13 protein-coding genes are annotated in these 15,783 nt (G+C 72.6%); 12 read left to right on the top strand and 1 reads right to left on the bottom strand.

The features are described from left to right. Positions 1-41: 41 nt before the first annotated feature. From ACFZCF_RS06415 to gatB, 11 genes are all read left to right on the top strand, one after another. Complete coding sequence (locus ACFZCF_RS06415; protein WP_388436020.1) at positions 42-470, top strand: hypothetical protein; 429 nt, start codon at positions 42-44, stop codon at positions 468-470. Next, on the top strand, positions 467-2,263 hold the full coding sequence (locus ACFZCF_RS06410; protein ID WP_388436017.1) for an alpha/beta hydrolase: 1,797 nt from the start codon (positions 467-469) through the stop codon (positions 2,261-2,263). Before ACFZCF_RS06415 ends, ACFZCF_RS06410 begins: the two co-directional genes overlap by 4 nt. A gap of 104 nt (positions 2,264-2,367) precedes the next feature. Then, entirely contained in the window at positions 2,368-2,850 is a 483-nt protein-coding gene (locus ACFZCF_RS06405) for a hypothetical protein (RefSeq protein ID WP_388436014.1), read from the top strand. A gap of 22 nt (positions 2,851-2,872) precedes the next feature. Beyond that, the gene (locus ACFZCF_RS06400; RefSeq protein WP_388436011.1) at positions 2,873-3,562 is read left to right on the top strand and encodes an SDR family oxidoreductase; all 690 of its coding nucleotides are present in this window, start codon (positions 2,873-2,875) and stop codon (positions 3,560-3,562) included. Between the two features lie 7 nt (positions 3,563-3,569). Then, the gene (locus tag ACFZCF_RS06395) at positions 3,570-4,568 is read left to right on the top strand and encodes a methionine synthase (protein ID WP_388436008.1); all 999 of its coding nucleotides are present in this window, start codon (positions 3,570-3,572) and stop codon (positions 4,566-4,568) included. Positions 4,569-4,601: 33 nt separating this feature from the next. Next, positions 4,602-6,803: an NAD-dependent DNA ligase LigA gene (ligA, locus tag ACFZCF_RS06390; protein ID WP_391285015.1), complete on the top strand. Its 2,202-nt coding sequence runs from the start codon at positions 4,602-4,604 to the stop codon at positions 6,801-6,803. Positions 6,804-7,125: 322 nt separating this feature from the next. Next, complete coding sequence (locus tag ACFZCF_RS06385; protein WP_391285013.1) at positions 7,126-9,234, top strand: EAL domain-containing protein; 2,109 nt, start codon at positions 7,126-7,128, stop codon at positions 9,232-9,234. A 121-nt stretch (positions 9,235-9,355) separates the two neighbouring features. Continuing rightward, complete coding sequence (gene gatC, locus ACFZCF_RS06380) at positions 9,356-9,652, top strand: Asp-tRNA(Asn)/Glu-tRNA(Gln) amidotransferase subunit GatC (protein ID WP_030750846.1); 297 nt, start codon at positions 9,356-9,358, stop codon at positions 9,650-9,652. A gap of 2 nt (positions 9,653-9,654) precedes the next feature. Next, positions 9,655-11,148: an Asp-tRNA(Asn)/Glu-tRNA(Gln) amidotransferase subunit GatA gene (gatA, locus tag ACFZCF_RS06375; RefSeq protein WP_391285012.1), complete on the top strand. Its 1,494-nt coding sequence runs from the start codon at positions 9,655-9,657 to the stop codon at positions 11,146-11,148. A 5-nt stretch (positions 11,149-11,153) separates the two neighbouring features. Continuing rightward, entirely contained in the window at positions 11,154-11,387 is a 234-nt protein-coding gene (locus ACFZCF_RS06370) for a hypothetical protein (protein WP_189800629.1), read from the top strand. Positions 11,388-11,403: 16 nt separating this feature from the next. Then, positions 11,404-12,915, top strand: a complete 1,512-nt coding sequence (gene gatB / locus ACFZCF_RS06365) for an Asp-tRNA(Asn)/Glu-tRNA(Gln) amidotransferase subunit GatB (RefSeq protein ID WP_388435995.1) — start codon at positions 11,404-11,406, stop codon at positions 12,913-12,915. A 78-nt stretch (positions 12,916-12,993) separates the two neighbouring features. Here gatB and ACFZCF_RS06360 read toward each other — a convergent pair whose 3' ends face one another. Continuing rightward, the gene (locus ACFZCF_RS06360; RefSeq protein ID WP_391285010.1) at positions 12,994-15,078 is read right to left on the bottom strand and encodes a protein kinase; all 2,085 of its coding nucleotides are present in this window, start codon (positions 15,076-15,078) and stop codon (positions 12,994-12,996) included. A 258-nt stretch (positions 15,079-15,336) separates the two neighbouring features. Here ACFZCF_RS06360 and ACFZCF_RS06355 point away from each other — a divergent pair, with 258 nt between their 5' ends. Next, positions 15,337-15,768: a hypothetical protein gene (locus ACFZCF_RS06355; RefSeq protein ID WP_391285007.1), complete on the top strand. Its 432-nt coding sequence runs from the start codon at positions 15,337-15,339 to the stop codon at positions 15,766-15,768. Positions 15,769-15,783 lie beyond the last annotated feature (15 nt).

The raw sequence follows: 15,783 nt of genomic DNA, 5'->3' as shown, positions 1-15,783 counted from the left end.
GTCGCCGTGCGCACATGACACGCAACGGGGATCGGGGGATCGTGAGCCCAACGCAGCGTTGGCAGGACATCTTCGGGACGGTCGGGGACGACACCCGGACGAATCTGGCCTCCACGGATCCGGGCGGCCCCTCGGGCACGTCCGGAACGGGCAACCTCAAGCACAGCGACGGCCCCTGGACCAGCGCCTCCGGCACGGCGGGCGCCGTACGGACCAGCACCGAGACGAGCCGCGCCGCCCTCGGCCCCGGCCACGAGGGCGTCTCCTCCGGAGCCGCCGGCCTCTCCGCGCTCGCCGCGCTGAACGACGTGCGCCGGTCGTGGGAGGACCGCCTCGTGTCCGTACGCGACGAATGCGAGGCGCTCCAGGGGACGCTGCTCGCGGTCGCGAAGGAGATGGGCGAGACCGACGCCTCGGTGAAGAGCTCCCTCGCCTCCATCGACACCAAGCCGGGGGAGGAGAAGCGATGACCGCCGCCACCCTCACCTGGCAGCAACTGCGCGACCTGAGGACCTCCGAGCTCACGGAGGCGGGCGACGCCTGGCACCAGGTGTCGAACCGCTCGGACGCCGACCGGACCCGGGTCGACCGGGCCATGTCCGCGAAGCTCCGCGAGACGCAGGAGAGCGAGTCGGCGGAGGCCGCCCTCGGCCGGCTCAAGCGCCTCAGCCGCAACTTCCAGTACCTGCACAGCGAGTGCGGCCTCGTCAGGACGACGCTCAACGGCCTCGCCGCCGACCTCGCCGAGCCGCAGACGCAGCTGAAGAACGCCCTCGCCGACGCCTCCGCCCAGGGCCTCACCGTCCACGAGGACGGCTCCGTGAGCTACCCCGCCGCCGAGGTCACCGACCTGGCCGGCACGGCGAAGCAGGCCCCCGGCGGTACCGTCCGGGGCAGCGCCCGGCTCCCCCTCGAGGCGCCGCCCCTCGGCAGCCCCCAGGGCGGCTTCCCGGGCTTCCTGCCGCTCAACCCGAACCAGGCGAAGGCCCAGTCCGTCGCCGATCGCATCGCCCGAGCCCTGCGCTCCGCCGGCGAGGTCGACGCCCGGTACGCCAAGACCCTGATCGGCCTGAAGGCGGAGAAGGGCCTCGACGTCACCGAGGCCACCCTGAAGGACGTCCGCCTGGACACCGCCGACGTGCGCGGCACGGCCGGCATGTACCTCGGCGAGGACGTGCCGACCGACAAGAGCCCCGCCGAGCGCAAGAAGTGGTGGGACGGCCTGACGGACGAGCAGCGCGAGGAGTACCTGGAGGTCGCCCCGGACCTGGTCGGCAGCCTGGACGGCATCCCGGCCACGGCCCGCGACGAAGCCAATCGCACCTACCTGCCGATCCTCATGGACGAGCTGGCCCGGGAGGGCGGCGACGACGCGAAGACGAAGCTGGACGCGCTGCGCGGCATCCAGGAGAAGCTGAACGCGCCGAGCGACCCGCCGATGTTCCTCCTGGGCATCGGCGACGAGGGCAACGGCCGCGCGATCGTCTCGTACGGCAACCCGGACACGTCGAAGAACGTCTCGGCGTACGTCCCGGGCCTGGGGACGAAGCTGAACGAGGAGTTCGTCGACGACACCATGAAGCGGGCGCAGGACACGGCCAGGGGCGCCCGGCGCCTCGACCCTTCCAGCGCGTCGATCATCTGGCTCGGCTACGACGCTCCACAGCACGTGGACGTCATGACGAGGGGCGACGCCCAGCGGGGCGCCCCGGCGTACAACGAGTTCATGGCAGGGCTCTCGGCGACCAACCAGAACAAGGACCCCCACGTCACGGCGATCGGCCATTCCTACGGGTCGCTCACCGTGGGAACGGCCGCCCAGCGGTCCGGTGGGATCCCGGGCGCCGACGACATCATCCTCCTCGGCAGCCCCGGCGTGGACGCGCAGAAGGCCGAGGAGCTCGGGGTCGGCAAGGACCACGTCTTCGTAGGCGCGGCCGACAATGATCCGGTCACCCACCTGCCGAGCAAGGACGAGGCGGCCATGGGCTGGCTGACATCGGGGCCGGTGGGCGTGCTGGTCGCCCGCGACCTCTGGGACATCGGCGACGACGACGTGTACTTCGGCAAGGACCCGGCGAGCGAGGCCTTCGATGCCCGCCGCTTCAAGGTCGACGACGGTCCGCGGATGGTCTGGGACAGAGGAGGGTTCGACGCCCACTCCCAGTACTTCACCCCGGAGCTGGATCCCGAGTCCGCCAACAACGTCGCCAGGATCGTCGCCGGGCGACCCGAGAAGATCACCACGGAGGAGCACCGATGAAGCGACCGGGGCGGATCGTAGGGGCGGCCGTCTCCGTCGTCATGACGGGCGCGGTGCTCGCGGGGTGCGGGGGGCAGGACGGCGATGGACGAGTGAGGAAAGACATGAACATGCAGGAAGCGGCGGAGCGGGCGGACGCGATCCTCGACGCCACGCTGGGAGCGGTCGTGCCCGAGGTCCAGTGGGCCCACGACACCTGGACCAGCGGAAGCTGCACGGTGACGCGGCGCCGGACCGTCACCACGGTCATCTCCGAAGAGAGGCGCGGCAGCTTCCTCGGAGTGATCGAACGCTTCTGGAAGAAGAGCGGCTACGAGATCACCGGCGTGAACCAGGACCGTGAGATGCCGTCCGTCTTCGCCCGGAGCACCGACGGCTTCCTGTTCGATCTCACGATCGGGTACAAGGGCCAGGCGTTCTTCGACCTCACCACCCCGTGCGTCGAGAAGTCCGACGTCGCCGACCCGACCACCAAGCCCAACGGCCCCGTCTACCCCTACGGCAAGATCCCCACCCCCCACGTCCGCTCCGACTTCTGGTCCGCCACGACCCCGGCCTCCCCGCCCGCCCCCGCCCCCTCCTCCTGAGCGCAGGTGGGAGCATGGGCCCATGGCTACTCATGTGATCACCGGCGCCGGTTCCGGCATCGGCGCCGCCGTCGCGCGGCGGCTGCACGCGCGCGGGGACGAACTCGTGCTGCACGCGCGCGACGCGGGGCGGGCGAAGGAGCTGGCGGCGGAGTTCCCCGGCGCCCGGACGCTCGTCGGGGACCTCGCCGACCCGGACCGGCTCTCCTGGGCGTTCTCGCACCAGAGCCTGCCCGACCGGATCGACTCGCTGCTGCACATCGCCGGCGTCGTCGACCTCGGCGGAGTGGGGGAGCTGACCCCCAAGGCCTGGCACCACCAGCTGAACGTCAACCTGGTCGCCCCCGCCGAGCTGACCCGGCACTTCCTGCCGCAGCTCCGCCTCTCCCAGGGACACGTCCTCTTCGTGAACTCCGGCGCCGGGCTGAACGCGCACGCCGAGTGGAGCGCGTACGCCGCCTCCAAGCACGGCCTGAAGGCGCTCGCCGACGCGCTGCGCCACGAGGAGCACGGCAACGGCGTCCGCGTCACCTCGGTCTACCCCGGCCGCACCGCCAGCCCCATGCAGGCCAAGGTGCACCAGCAGGAGGGCAAGGAGTACGACCCCGGGAAGTGGATCGACCCGGAGTCCGTGGCGACCACCATCGTGATGGCCCTCGACCTCCCACGGGACGCCGAGGTCAACGACCTGACGGTCCGGCCGGGACGGTAACCCCACCATGAACGAGATCGCACAGTGGGGCCCCGCCACCGGCGTCGGGTCCCTGCCCGGCGGCGACGCCCGCGAGGCCGCCAAGACCGTCACCGGCTCCTTCGAGGACTTCCCCTTCCTCGCCGAGCTGCCCGCCCGGGGCCCCGGCGCCGACATGATCGGCCGCACCCTCGGCATGCTCGTCGACCTGTACGCGCACGTGGAGCCCAGCGGCTGGCGGATCAGCGACCGGCCGGGCCGCGACACCCGCCGCGCCCGCTCCTGGCTCGGCGAGGACCTCGACGCCCTGGAGGAGTTCACCCAGGGGTACGAGGGCCCGCTCAAGGTCCAGGCCGTCGGGCCGTGGACGCTCGCCGCCGCCCTGGAGCTCCGCGGCGGCGAGGCCGCCCTCGGTGACGCGGGCGCCTGCCGGGACCTCGCCGCCTCCCTCGCCGAAGGCCTGCGCGAACACCTCGCCGACGTCGCCAAGCGCGTCCCCGGCGCCAGGATCGTGCTCCAGCTCGACGAGCCCTCGCTGACCGCCGTCCTCCTCGGGCAGGTCCGCACGGCCAGCGGCTACCGCACCCACCGGGCCGTCGACCGGCAGGTCGTCGAGTCCGCCCTGCGGGACGTGATCGCGGTCCACGACGGGCCCGTCACCGTCCACTCCTGCGCCCCCGGAGTGCCCTTCGCGCTGCTCCGCAGGGCCGGGGCCGCCGGCGTCTCGTTCGACTTCGACCTGCTCACCGAACGTGACGAGGAGCCGATCGGCGAGGCCGTGGAGGCCGGTACGAAGCTCTTCGCCGGTGTGGTGCCGTCCACCGACACGGCATTGTCCGACCCGGGAGGTAGCGTCATGGGTGTCAGGACGCTGTGGCGCAGGCTGGGGCTGAATCCGGGGACTCTCGCCGAGTCCGTGGTCGTCACCCCCTCCTGCGGGCTGGCCGGCGCCTCGCCCGCGTACGCCCGGGCGGCGCTCGCCCACTGCGCCCGGGCGGCGAGATCACTCGCGGACAACCCAGAGTGACCGGGTGCTGAAGGCACGGGAGGACGGACGAAGGTGGCAGTCGAACAGGGGGCCCTGCCCGACGGAGGGTCGGTCGTGCCCGCGGAGGCGCGCGAGAAGCACGCCGACCTGGCCGAGCAGGTCGAGGAGCACCGCTTCCGGTACTACGTGAAGGACCAGCCGGTCGTCAGCGACGCGGAGTTCGACCGGCTCCTGCGCGCCCTGGAGGCGCTGGAGGAGGAGTACCCGGAGCTGCGTACGCCCGACTCGCCGACCCAGAAGGTGGCGGGGCAGTACGAGACCGACTTCGCCTCCGTCGAGCACCGCGAGCGCATGCTCTCGCTGGACAACGCCTTCGACGACGAGGAGCTGGCGACCTGGGCCGAGCGCGTGGCCCGGGACGTCGGCACCCCCGACTTCCACTTCCTGTGCGAGCTCAAGGTCGACGGCCTCGCCGTCAACCTCACCTACGAGCACGGCCGGCTCACCCGCGCCGCCACCCGCGGCGACGGCCGCGCCGGCGAGGACATCACGCCCAACGTCCGGACGATCGCCGACATCCCCGAGCGCCTCCGCGGCGAGCGGATCCCGGACCTCGTCGAGATCCGCGGCGAGGTCTACTTCCCGATGGAGGCCTTCGAGGCGCTCAACGCCCGTCTGGTCGAGGCCGGCGACAAGCCCTTCGCCAACCCGCGCAACGCCGCCGCCGGGTCGCTGCGCCAGAAGGACCCCAAGGTCACCGCCACCCGCCCGCTCCACATGGTGGTGCACGGCATCGGCGCCCGCGAGGGCTTCGAGATCACCCGGCTGTCCGAGGCGTACGACCTGCTGCGCGAGTGGGGCCTGCCCACCTCCACGCACAACAAGGTCGTCGCCGGCCTCCCCGAGGTGCGCGAGTTCATCGCGTACTACGGGGAGCACCGCCACTCCGTCGCCCACGAGATCGACGGCGTCGTCGTCAAGCTCGACGAGATCGCCCTCCAGGGCCGGCTCGGCTCCACCGCGCGCGCCCCGCGCTGGGCCATCGCCTGGAAGTACGCGCCGGAGGAGGTCAACACCAAGCTCGTCGACATCAAGGTCGGCGTCGGCCGCACCGGTCGCGTCACCCCCTACGCCCAGGTCGAGCCGGTCACCGTGGCCGGCTCCGAGGTCGAGTTCGCCACCCTCCACAACCAGGAGGTGGTGAAGGCCAAGGGCGTCCTCATCGGCGACACCGTGGTGCTCCGCAAGGCCGGCGACGTGATCCCGGAGATCCTGGGCCCGGTCGTCGACCTGCGGGACGGCACCGAGCGGGAGTTCGTGATGCCGGCCGAGTGCCCCGAGTGCGGCACCGCGCTGAAGCCGATGAAGGAGGGCGACATCGACCTCCGCTGTCCGAACGCCCGGACCTGCCCGGCCCAGCTGCGCGAGCGGGTCGAGTTCCTCGCCGGCCGCCAGTGCCTGGACATCGAGAACTTCGGCGCGGTGGCCGCCGCCGCCCTCACCCGGCCCCTGGAGCCCGCCGAGCCGCCGCTGACCGACGAGGGCGACCTCTTCGACCTCACCATCGAGCAGCTGCTGCCGGTCAAGGCGTACGTCCTCGACGCCGACTCCGGGCTGCCCAAGCGGGACCCGAAGACCGGCGAGGAGAAGATCGTCACCGTCTTCGCCAACCAGAAGGGCGAGCCGAAGAAGAACGCCCTCGCCATGCTGGCGAACATCGAGGCCGCCAAGACCCGCCCGCTCGCCCGCTTCATCAACGGCCTCTCCATCCGCCACGTCGGCCCCGTCGCCGCCGAGGCGCTCGCCCGCGAGTTCCGCTCCCTGGAGCGGATCGAGCAGGCCACCGAGGAGGAGCTGGCCGCCGTCGACGGCGTCGGAGGCATCATCGCCGCCGCCGTGAAGCAGTGGTTCTCCGAGGAGTGGCACCGCGAGATCGTGCGGAAGTGGCGCGCCGCCGGCGTCACCCTGGAGGACGAGGGCGCCGGGGAGGACGAGGGGCCGCGCCCCCTGGAGGGCCTCACGGTCGTCGTGACCGGCACCCTGGAGCAGTTCACCCGGGATGGCGCAAAAGAATCGCTCCAGAGCCGCGGAGCCAAGGTCACCGGTTCCGTTTCCAAGAAGACGAGCTTCGTCGTCGTGGGGGAGAACCCGGGCTCCAAGTACGACAAGGCGATGCAGCTGAAGGTTCCGGTTCTGGACGAGGAAGGCTTCAAGATCCTGCTCGAACAGGGTCCCGAGGCCGCTCGCGCGGCCGCACAGACGATCGAGGAATAACCCTCGGAGACCCCGTCCCGTCCCCGGAAGCTCACCCGTTCGGCGCATACCAGATCGTTACGGGTGGCCAGGCCGCATTCGGGCAAGAGAGGGAGAGCGCTGCCCCTCGGCGCCCTCGGCGGCCTAGTGTGGTGACCGTGCGTCTCGTCCCGCACCGCCGCGCGAGGGCTCTGCGCGGTCGTGCCCCAGGACGAACGGCCCCGCGCCCTGCGTCCCGCCCCGAAGCCGGCGGGACGCACCAGCGGCGGCCGGACGCCACCACGGCCGCCTCGCCGCGGCCCATCGGACAGCGACGGCGCCGCCGCCTGTGAGAGGGACGGGAATGGAACCGACCGAGAGTGCCGCACCGGTGTCACGGCCGCGTGGCCAGGTGCTCCCAGCGGGCTTCACCGGCCTGCCCGCCGCCGTGCTGGGCACGGCGGCCGCCGTGCTCGTCACCGGCCTCCAACGGGCCCTGACGTCCGGCCACCCGCTCTTCCCCGGCGGCGTCGCCGGCTGGTCCCTCGCCCTCCTCACCGGGCTCATCGTCGGCCACCTCGTCGCCCTCGGCCGCGAACGCTGGTGGGGCGGCACCGGCTCCGGCGCCGCCCTCACCCTCGCCGTCCTTCTCCTCTACGGCTGGGTCCCCGCCGGACTCGTCTCGCTCACCGTCGTCGTCCTGGTCAGCGCCGCCCGCCGGCACCGCTGGCGGCAGGGCCTGCTGCACGGCGCCGCCGACATCCTCGGCGTCGGCGCCGCCGCCCTCGTCCTCGCCCTCTTCGGCGACGTCCCCAGCGTCGACCGCCCCTGGCAGCCGCTCGACTGGGGGATCGCCGACGCCCCCGAGATCGTCCTCGCGGCCGGCGCCTACCTCCTCGCGACCCGCCTGCTCCTGTGGTACACCCTCGCCCCGCCCGGCCGCGGCCTGCCCACCGTCGCCCGCACCGCGCTCCTGCGGCAGGGGCTCGTCGCCGTCGCCCTGCTCGGCATCGCCCCGCTGATCTGCGTCGTCGCCGCCGCCTACCCGGTCCTGCTGCCGCTCTTCGCGATCCCCCTGATCGCCCTCGACTCCACCCTCTGGATCGCCCGCGCCCGCGCCGAGGAACAGCTCAAGGACCCGCTCACCGGCCTCCCCAACCGCCAGTGGCTCCTGGAGCGCACCTGGACCGCCCTGGAGGACGCCGAGGCGCAGGCCCGCGCCGCCCTCGTCCTCATCGACCTGGACCGCTTCCGCTCGGTCAACGACACCCTCGGCCACCTCGCCGGCGACCGGCTCCTCCTCCAGATCGCCGACCGGCTCCGCCTCGCCCTGCCGCGCGGCGCCGAGGCCGCCCGGCTCGGCGGCGACGAGTTCGCCGTCCTGCTGCCCGTCGCCGACTCCACCACCAGCGCCCAGCGGGTCGCCCGCCACCTCGTCGCCGAGCTCTCCTCCCCGCTCGACCTCGACGGCCTCGTCCTCGTCCTGGAGGCCAGCGCCGGCGTCGCCGTCTACCCCGACCACGCCCGGGACGCCGAGGGCCTGCTGCGCCGCGCCGACGTCGCCATGTACCAGGCCAAGCGCGACCGCACCGGCGTCGAGGTGTACGAGTCCAAGCGCGACTCCAACACCCCCGACCGCCTCGGACTCCTCGGGGACCTGCGCCGCGCCCTGGACGCCGGCGAGGTCGAGCTCCACTACCAGCCGAAGGTCCGCTTCGACGGCCAGGTCGCCGGTCTGGAGGCCCTCGTCCGCTGGGTCCACCCCGAGCGAGGAAAGGTTCCACCGGACGAGTTCATCGCCATCGCCGAGTCCTCCGGGCTGATGCCGCACCTCACCGAGTACGTCCTGGAGACCGCCCTCGCCCAGGTCGCCCGCTGGCGCGCCCAGGGCCTGGAGGTGCCCGTCGCCGTCAACGTCTCGCCCCGCGACGTCCACACCCCCGGCTTCGCCGGCGCCGTCGCCGCCCGCCTCGCCCGCCACGGCGTCCCGGCCGGCTCCCTCCAGCTGGAGATAACGGAACACGTCCTCCTGGAGGACCCCCAGCGCGCCGCCGACACCCTCAACGGCCTCACCGGCCACGGCGTCAAGATGTCCCTGGACGACTTCGGCACCGGCTACTCCTCCCTCGTCCACCTGCGCCGGCTCCCGGTCAGCGAGCTGAAGATCGACCGCTCCTTCGTCGCCCGGCTCGCCGTCGACACCGAGGACGCCGAGATCGTCCGCTGCACCGTCGACCTCGCCCACTCCCTCGGCCTGCTCGTCGTCGCCGAGGGCGTCGAGGACGACGAGACCTGGGAGCGGCTGCGCGACCTGGGCTGCGACGCCGTCCAGGGCTGGCTGGTCTCCGCCGCCATGCCGCCCGCCGAGACCACCGCCTGGCTGCTCGCCCGCGGCGAGCACGGCTGGCGTCGGGCGGTCGACACGGCCCCCGTGACCGAGCCTTCCCCGGCCCCCGGACACGTCGTGCAGTGACCCCGGCGGGGCCCGGCGGAGGCGGCCCCGCGGGCCGTCCGGGCCGACCGTTTCACGGTGAGGGGTGAGGGCCCCCTAGGATTGGCCCCACACCATCAGACTCACCCCAGAGGATCGCTGCATGCCTGGCATCACGCGCGAGGAGGTCGCACACCTCGCTCGGCTGGCGCGTCTGGAACTCGCCGAAGAGGAACTCGACCACTTCGCCGGTCAGCTCGACGACATCATCGGCGCGGTCGCCCGCGTCTCCGAGGTCGCCGAGCAGGACGTACCGCCGACCTCCCACCCGCTGCCGCTGACGAACGTCATGCGCGCGGACGAGGTCCGCCCTTCGCTCACCCCCGCGCAGGCGCTCTCCGGCGCCCCCGCCCAGGAACAGCAGCGTTTCAAGGTGCCGCAGATCCTGGGGGAGGACTGATCATGACGGACATCATCAAGCTCACCGCCGCCGAGACCGCCGCGAAGATCGCTTCCGGCGAGCTGACCGCGGTCGAGGTCACCGAGGCCCACCTGGCCCGCATCGACGCCGTCGACGAGAAGGTCCACGCCTTCCTGCACGTCGACCGCGAGGGCGCGCTCGCGCAGGCCCGCGCCGTCGACGAGAAGCGCGCCCGCGGCGAGAAGCTCGGCCCGCTGGCCGGCGTCCCGCTGGCCCTCAAGGACATCTTCACGACCCAGGGCGTGCCCACCACGGTCGGCTCCAAGATGCTGGAGGGCTGGATCCCGCCGTACGACGCCACGCTGGTCAAGCGCCTCAAGGCCGCCGACGTCGTCATCCTCGGCAAGACCAACATGGACGAGTTCGCGATGGGCTCCTCCACCGAGAACAGCGCCTACGGCCCGACCGGCAACCCCTGGGACCTCACCCGGATCCCCGGCGGCTCCGGCGGCGGCTCCTCGGCCGCGCTCGCCGCCTTCCAGGCCCCGCTGGCCATCGGCACGGACACCGGCGGCTCGATCCGCCAGCCCGCCGCCGTCACCGGCACCGTCGGCGTCAAGCCGACCTACGGCTCGGTCTCCCGCTACGGCATGGTGGCCTTCTCCTCCTCCCTCGACCAGGGCGGCCCCTGCGCCCGCACGGTCCTGGACGCGGCCCTGCTGCACGAGGCGATCGCCGGCCACGACCCGCTGGACTCCACCTCCATCGACCTGCCGGTCCCGCCGGTGGTCGAGGCCGCCCGCAACGGCTCGGTCGCCGGGATGCGCGTCGGCGTCGTCAAGCAGTTCCGCGGCGAGGGCTACCAGGCCGGCGTCATGCAGCGCTTCGACGAGTCCGTCGAGCTGCTGAAGGAGCTGGGCGCCGAGGTCGTTGAGCTGGACTGCCCGACCTTCGACCTGGCCCTCTCGGCGTACTACCTGATCGCGCCGTCGGAGTGCTCGTCCAACCTGGCCCGCTTCGACGGCCTGCGCTACGGCCTCCGGGCCGGCGACGACGGCACCCGCTCCGCGGAGGACGTCACCGCCCTGACCCGCGAGGCCGGCTTCGGCCCCGAGGTGAAGCGCCGCATCATCCTCGGCACGTACGCGCTCAGCTCGGGGTACTACGACGCGTGGTTCGGCTCGGCCCAGAAGGTCCGCACCCTCATCACCCGCGAGTTCGAGAAGGCCTTCGAGCAGGTCGACGTGATCGTCTCCCCGACGACCCCGACCACCGCCTTCCCGATCGGCGAGCGCGCCGACGACCCGATGGCGATGTACCTCGCGGACCTGTGCACCATCCCGACCAACCTGGCCGGCAACGCCGCCATGTCGCTGCCCTGCGGCCTGGCGCCCGAGGACGGCCTCCCGGTCGGGCTGCAGATCATCGCCCCCGCCATGCAGGACGACCGGCTCTACAAGGTCGGTGCCGCCGTCGAGGCCGCCTTCGTGGAAAAGTGGGGACACCCGCTGCTCGAGGAGGCTCCGTCGCTGTGAGTGCCATGGCAAAGAAGGCCAAGAACTTCAAGAAGTCGAAGACCGGCATCTACGTCTCGCTCGCGACCACCGCGTTCGGTGCCGTCAGCGTCGCCAAGCAGGCCAAGCTGGCCCGCAACGACCACGACGTGCTGCGCCTGATCGACTCCGCCGTGTCCGCCGCCGCCATCGTCACCGGCCTCGCGATCCTGTACCGCGAGCTGAAGCGCCTCGGCGACGACGACGTCCTGCTGGGCTGAGAGGGAAAGTTCCACCGTGACTGTCACTGAACTGCTGTCGTACGAGGCGGCACTGGCCTCGTTCGACCCCGTCATGGGCCTGGAGGTCCATGTCGAGCTCGGCACGAAGACCAAGATGTTCTGCGGCTGCTCGACCGAGCTGGGCGCCGAGCCCAACGCGCAGACCTGCCCGACCTGCCTCGGTCTGCCCGGCGCGCTGCCGGTCGTGAACGAGATCGGCGTCGAGTCCGCCATCAAGATCGGTCTCGCGCTGCACTGCGAGATCGCCGAGTGGTGCCGCTTCGCCCGGAAGAACTACTTCTATCCGGACATGCCGAAGAACTTCCAGACCTCCCAGTACGACGAGCCGATCGCCTTCAACGGCTACCTGGACGTCCAGCTGGAGGACGGCGAGGTCTTCCGCGTGGAGATCGAGCGCGCCCACATGGAGGAGGACACCGGCAAGTCCACCCACATCGGTGGCGCGACCGGCCGCATCCACGGCGCCTCGCACTCGCTGCTCGACTACAACCGGGCCGGCATCCCGCTGATCGAGATCGTCACCAAGCCGATCGTCGGCGCCGGCGACCGCGCCCCCGAGGTCGCCAAGGCCTACGTGGCCGAGCTGCGCGAGGTCATCCGCTCCCTGGGCGTCTCCGAGGCGCGCATGGACAAGGGCCAGATGCGCTGCGACGTCAACCTGTCGCTGATGCCGAAGGGCTCGACCACCTTCGGCACCCGCTCGGAGACGAAGAACGTGAACTCGCTCCGTTCGGTGGAGCGGGCGGCGCGCTTCGAGATCCAGCGCCACGCGGCGGTCCTGGAGTCCGGCGGCACGATCGTGCAGGAGACCCGTCACTTCCACGAGGACGACGGCTCCACCACCTCCGGCCGCATCAAGGACAACGCCGAGGACTACCGCTACTTCCCCGAGCCGGACCTGGTCCCGGTCGCCCCGGCCCGCGAGTGGGTCGAGGAGCTGCGCAAGGGCCTCCCGGAGCTGCCGCGCGTGCGCCGCAACCGGCTGCGCGAGGAGTGGGGCGTCTCCGAGCAGGAGATGCAGTCCATCCTCAACGCCGGCGCCGTGGACCCGATCGTCGCCACCATCGAGGCGGGCGCGGACGCGGCCTCGGCCCGCAAGTGGTGGATGGGCGAGCTGGCCCGCAACGCCAACGAGAAGGGCGTCTCCCTGGAGGAGCTGCCCATCACGCCGGCTGACGTGGCCCGGGTCTCGGCCCTGGTCGCCGGCGGCGACCTCAACGACAAGCTGGCCCGCCAGGTCATCGAGGGCGTCCTCGCCGGCGAGGGCACCCCGGACGACGTCGTCGAGAAGCGCGGCCTGAAGGTCGTCTCCGACGACGGCGCGCTCGGCGCGGCCGTCGACGAGGCCATCGCGGGCAACGCGGCCATCGCCGACAAGATCCGCGGCGGCAAGGTCGCGGCGGTCGGCGCGCTGGTCGGCGCGGTCATGAAGGCCACCCGTGGCCAGGCCGACGCGGCGAAGGTCAAGGACCTGATCCTGGAGAAGCTGGGCGTCAGCGAGGGCTGAGTCCTCCTGCCCGTACGCGTACGAGAGCGGCCCCGCACCGGGAATCCGGTGCGGGGCCGCTCTCGTGCCGCGCGGGGGCTACCGCTTGAGCACCGGGGCGGCGATGACCACGAGCGCCTCCTGCGAGAAGGAGCAGGTGTCCTCGACGCGGATCCGCAGGCGCAGGGCGCCCTTGACCGAGATGCTCTTGGTGACCGGCTTGCCCAGCGACACCGCCTGGGCGAAGGGGGCGGGCTGGTCGTCCACGGAGATCGAGATCCGCGCCTCCTCGGTCGGCGAGTCGTCGTCGATGCCGGCGGTGAACTCCAGCGTCTCCCAGGCCCGGCCGAGGTTGAACTCCATGTACGACTCGTCGGAGCAGCCGGCCACGAAGGCCGAGCCGTAGTCCTTGGCGTTGAGCGTGGCGGCGGAGGTCACGGTGAACCCGTCCAGGCCGTCGACCGGCGTCAGACTGGTCAGGTCGGCCTGCTTGCTGTCCGGCACGGAGCCGGGGTCCACGGACGGGCTCGCGCCGTCGGCGGGGGCGTCCGTGCTCGGCTCCCCGGTCGGCGCCTCGCTGGTCGGCTCGTCCGTGGGTGCCTCGGTGGACGGCTCGCCGGTGGGCGACCCGCTCGTCGCCTCCGCCTGTGCCGGGGCCGAGGTGGTGGAGCCTCCGGCCCGGTCGTTCTTGCCGTCCTCGGCGTCCTTGTCGGCGAGCAGCCGGACCCCGGCCACCGCCAGGACGGCGACCAGCAGGACACCGGCGACGGCGCCGATCAGCGGTCCCTTGCGCCGCTTGCGCGGCTCGGGCTGCCGGGTCTGCTGGGGCCCGGCCGGTCCGCCGGGCCCGCCGACGGTGGGCATCCCGGCCGTCGGAGGCCCGAACCCCTGACCGCCGTGGCCTGGCCCGCCGTACGCGGGGACACCGGCGGTCGGCGGACCGTACGCGCCGTGCCCGGCGTCGTAGCCGAGAGGCGCGGCGGAGGTGGGGGCGGCGGGTGCGGGGGTGGCCGAGGTGGGGGCGGTAGTGGCCACCGGCGTGGAGACCACCGGTTGCGCGGACTGGACCGGCTGGACCGGAGGGGCGGGCGGGGGAGTGGGCGCGGCGTCCTGGACCGGCGGGGCCGGTGCGGCCGGCCGGGCGGGCGGTTCGGCCGGCGGGGGGCCCACGGGCGGGGCGACCGGGAGCGGCGGAACGGCCGGGGCGCCGACCGGACGCGGCGGGACCGCGTCCTGAGGAGCGGCGTCCTTCGGGGGCGCGTCCTGCGGGGTCGCCGGGCGGGAGGTCGTCGTGGTGGAGACGACCCCGTGCCGGACCTCCTTGACCCACGCCGACAGCGACAGCGGGCGCCGGTCCGCGTCGGCCGCCGCGATGGCCAGCACCTTCCGGCGCTGGTCCTCGGGCAGGGCGGCGATCTGCGGGACCGTGGCGAAGGCGGCCGCCAGCTGCTCGGGCGTGGCCGGCGGCGACTGGCCGCTCAGCAGGAAGTAGGCGATGGCCCCGAAGGCGTACCGGTCGGTGGCCGGGGTCCGCTTGCCCTCGAAGATCTCCGGCGCCGCGTAGCCCGGGGTGAACCACACCTCGGCGGTCTGGTGGTCAGCGGTCAGCTTGCTCAGACCGAAGTCGACGAGGGTGGCCTGGCCGTGCTCGTCGACCATCACGTTGCCCGGCGAGAGGTCGCCGTGGACGACGATCCGGCCGGACGGCGTGGCCTTCCCGGAGTGCAGCCAGTCGAGGACGTCGGCGAGCTGCTCCAGCGTCCGCATGACCTCGCGCCGCTCCGCCGGGGTGGCCAGCGTCCGCTCGGCGCGCCAGTCGCGCAGGTCGAGGCCGTCGACGTGGTTCATGACGAGGACGAGGGCCCGGCCGGTGAGGGTGCCGGACTCACCGGGCGCGTGGATGGGCGCCCCCTGGAAGTGCTCGCGCACACCGACGACCCCGGGCCGGCTGACGAACCGCAGGAGCTCCGCCTGCTCGTTCCACTTGCGGCTGACCCGCTCGAAGATCTCCGGCGTGATCGTCGTCTTCGAGTCGAGGACCTTGACGACGACCGGCTCGGTACCGCCCGCGAGCTCGATCTCCGCGAGATAGAGCACCGCCTCGCCGCCGCGCCCGATGGAGCGGAGCAACCGGTAGCGGTCCGGCGCGGAATCAGGTCCGATGTGGTGTGCCGACTTGCTCAACGTTCCCCCAGGGCACAGTGAATGACAGGAGGTCAGCTTGCCGTTCGGGGGAGTCGGGGGTCAACCGAGCTGCGCCACGGCGCCCGGCCCCGGCGAACGCGCTCCGCGGTCCGGCGCCACCATGCTCCCTTCGCACCCGCACACGGCCGGCGCGGTTCCCCGGGCCGGTGCGGCACGGCCGTGTTGCTACGGTGAAGCGAGCGACTCGCGCGCGTCGGGTCCGAGGTCCGGTCGCAGGGGCGAACGAGGGGGAGCAGGATGTCCTGGGACGAGTGGGAACAGCTCAAGACCGACTCCGCGCAGCGGCAGTCGACTGGAATGACACTGAACGGACTTGACGGAAACGCGGCCGCGACGGCGGGCTCCGGGGACCTCGTGGTGAACCGCGACGACCTCGGGGCGATCGGCCACGAGGCCTACCTGCTCCACGGCAGGCTCTCCCGGGACGGCGACCACGCGAGGCCCGCGACCTTCGACGCGTCGATCGCCCTCACGAACGGCAACTTCACCAGCGGCTCGGAGCTGCTGAAGGTGCACGACCGGTGGAACAGCCAGCTGCGGACGCTCCTGGACGCCTGCGCCCGGATCTCCAACCACCTCGACTACACCAAGTCCACCCACGCCAAGGACGACGTGGACATCGCGGGCGACCTGCTCTCCACGTCCAAGATCGACGAGTACTTCAAGTAGACGACCCGGGGGAAC

Origin of the sequence: Streptomyces sp. NPDC007945, assembly GCF_042958885.1 — a bacterium.
In the GTDB taxonomy this organism is placed as follows: Bacteria; Actinomycetota; Actinomycetes; order Streptomycetales; family Streptomycetaceae; genus Streptomyces.
This window is presented reverse-complemented; position numbering and strand designations above follow the sequence as displayed.